This is a genomic window from Devosia elaeis (assembly GCF_001650025.1).
GTDB classification, from domain to species: Bacteria; Pseudomonadota; Alphaproteobacteria; order Rhizobiales; family Devosiaceae; genus Devosia; species Devosia elaeis.
Genome location: NZ_LVVY01000147.1, coordinates 1 through 2,217, shown reverse-complemented (window position 1 = coordinate 2,217; position 2,217 = coordinate 1). Strand labels below are relative to the sequence as shown.

At 63.9% G+C, this 2,217-nt stretch carries 3 protein-coding genes; 2 read left to right on the top strand and 1 reads right to left on the bottom strand.

All coding sequences use genetic code 11. The features are described 5' to 3' along the window. Window positions 1–279: 279 nt before the first annotated feature. On the bottom strand, window positions 280–795 hold the full coding sequence (locus A3840_RS18605; RefSeq protein ID WP_131798385.1) for a DUF6101 family protein: 516 nt from the start codon (window positions 793–795) through the stop codon (window positions 280–282). 262 nt (window positions 796–1,057) lie between these two features. On the opposite strand from A3840_RS18605, the gene A3840_RS18600 reads away from it, so the two are divergent. Together A3840_RS18600 and A3840_RS18595 are read left to right on the top strand one after the other, a co-directional pair. Continuing rightward, window positions 1,058–1,903: a 3'(2'),5'-bisphosphate nucleotidase CysQ gene (locus tag A3840_RS18600; protein WP_067460662.1), complete on the top strand. Its 846-nt coding sequence runs from the start codon at window positions 1,058–1,060 to the stop codon at window positions 1,901–1,903. A 14-nt stretch (window positions 1,904–1,917) separates the two neighbouring features. Beyond that, on the top strand, window positions 1,918–2,157 hold the full coding sequence (locus tag A3840_RS18595; RefSeq protein WP_067460659.1) for a DUF4170 domain-containing protein: 240 nt from the start codon (window positions 1,918–1,920) through the stop codon (window positions 2,155–2,157). Window positions 2,158–2,217 lie beyond the last annotated feature (60 nt).

Sequence of the window (2,217 nt, the reverse complement as noted above, 5' to 3'; positions counted from 1 at the left end):
AAATCCCGACGCCCCGGGGCGGATTGCGTCTCGTTTTTATACTCAGAGGCGGAATCCGCCTCGGGGCTTCCATCGACTAAGCAAACCCGGAGGTTTTTATACCGTCCGGCACTTCGGCACGCGTGAGCGCTGCGGAAGGATCTTTGACATCGGCCCCTCGCAAAGCCGAAAGGGCCGACCGCACCACCGGTCGACCCTTTTCGGCTTGCTTTGGAGGCAAGGTAATCTTTCGGCTAATCGTGCCGCCACGGCATGGCGGCCCCTTTCGCCTTCCGCGCCCTAATTGGTCTCGACCTGGCCGGGCTTGCGGCGATTGAGGAACCGCGGACGGCGGGCAGCTTCGGCGGCCAGCTTGCGGCGGGGCGCGCTCTGGCCCAGCATCACGCCATCGACCTGCTGGCTATAGGGCATGTAGGCGCCGTCGCCGGCCTTGATGAAGAGCGGCAGGCGGAGCTTCTTGCCCCAGTTCTGCCATTCGGCCACGACGTTGTGGTTCCCCTCTTCCTCGAACACCTTGTAATTGAGCTCGGCGTCGGAATGGACCAGTTCGATCGAGCTGGTCAAAAGGCCCTCTTCGGAGATGGCGGTGGCCACGGCCACGCCGATGAACTCGGTGACCGGGACCTTGATCTTGACGGCGACGCCGCTCTGTTCGAGGTGCTTGCGAACCGTGACGGTTTTCACCGGGTCCTTGGGGCCGTTGTCGTTCGCCGCGACAAAGCGCCTTTCGGCCAGTGTCGGGCGGCCGAAGGCCAGAACGACAGACGATCCTTCCATCGCAACGCCGTGAACCATTTGAATGCCTTCCTGTAACTTCGAGAGCTCTTTTCCGCTCTTCGTTTGTGAGGCCAATCTAGCGCGTCCCCTTACCTGCCCCCTTAATCGGTTCGGTTAAGTTTATGTTGTTTTCCGGGAGGGTTAGCAGGGTATTGCACCTAGTCAGAAGCGGTTAACCGCGTCGCTTGGAGCCGCGTTTACCCTGTCCCTTGCATCGGGCATGGCGCCTTGCCCGCAGCGGCCTTGTCCAATCGGCCGCCGGGGCATAAAAGGCCGCACCATGCCGGCTTTCGCCCCACCCTATGCAGACGATCTGGAACTGCTGCGCTCCACGGCGGTCGCGGCGGGCATCATCGCCTCCAGCTATTTCCGCAAGGACGTCAAATCCTGGACCAAGGAAAATGCGTCCCCGGTGAGCGAGGCCGATATCATCGTGGACCGGTTCCTGGCGGCCAACCTGCTGCAGGCGCGTCCCGATTATGGCTGGCTCAGCGAGGAAACCGCCGACAATCCGAGCCGGCTCGATTGCGAAAGGGTGTTCGTGGTCGATCCCATCGACGGCACGCGGGCCTTTCTGCGCGGCGAGGATTACTGGACGGTCTCGCTGGCCGTGGTGGAGAACGGGGTGCCGGTGGCCGGCGTCGTCTATGCCCCGGCGCGCGACGAGATGTATGACGCCGCCAAGGGGTGCGGCGCGCGGTTCAACGGGCAGAAGCTGGTCCGGCGGCGCCGGGCCGGGGCCCTGCCGCTCATTCCGGCGCCGGGCGCGGTGCACCAGGAAATGCAGGCTTCCGGCCTCGATTATACGCGCGGCCCGGCCTATCCCTCCCTCGCCTATCGGCTGGTGCAGGTGGCGACCGGGCGGCTCGATGCGGCGGTGGCCCGGCGGGGCGCGCAGGATTGGGACATTGCCGGCGCGGCGGTGATCCTCTCCGAATCCGGGCTGGATTTCGCCGATGTCTGCACCGGCTTCCCACAATTCAACAGACGAGATGTGCGCCATGGGGCGCTTGCGGCCCTGGGCGACATGAGCCTAAAACCGCTCGTCCATGCGGCATTGCTCAAGGTCTATGGCTGTCCGCCGGAGGCCGGCGCCGCGAATACGAGCGAAACTCCCTATCCCTGAACCGGAATTGATCCATGGCTGATACGAGCGAAAAGCAATTGTTGCATCTGGTGATCGGCGGCGAATTGTCGAGCCTGGACGGCGTTACCTTCGCCGATCTCGACAAGGTCGATATTGTCGGCGTCTATCCCAATTACGCGGCCGCCTACAGCGTCTGGAAGCAGAAGGCGCAGATGACCGTGGACAGCGCGCAGACCCGCTATTTCATCGTGCATCTGCATCGCCTGCTCGATCCGCAGACAGCGGCCGACTGATCAGGCGGGAGCCGCCGTCAGGTCCAGCGCCGCCAATATGGCGGCGAGAGCGCCCGGCCC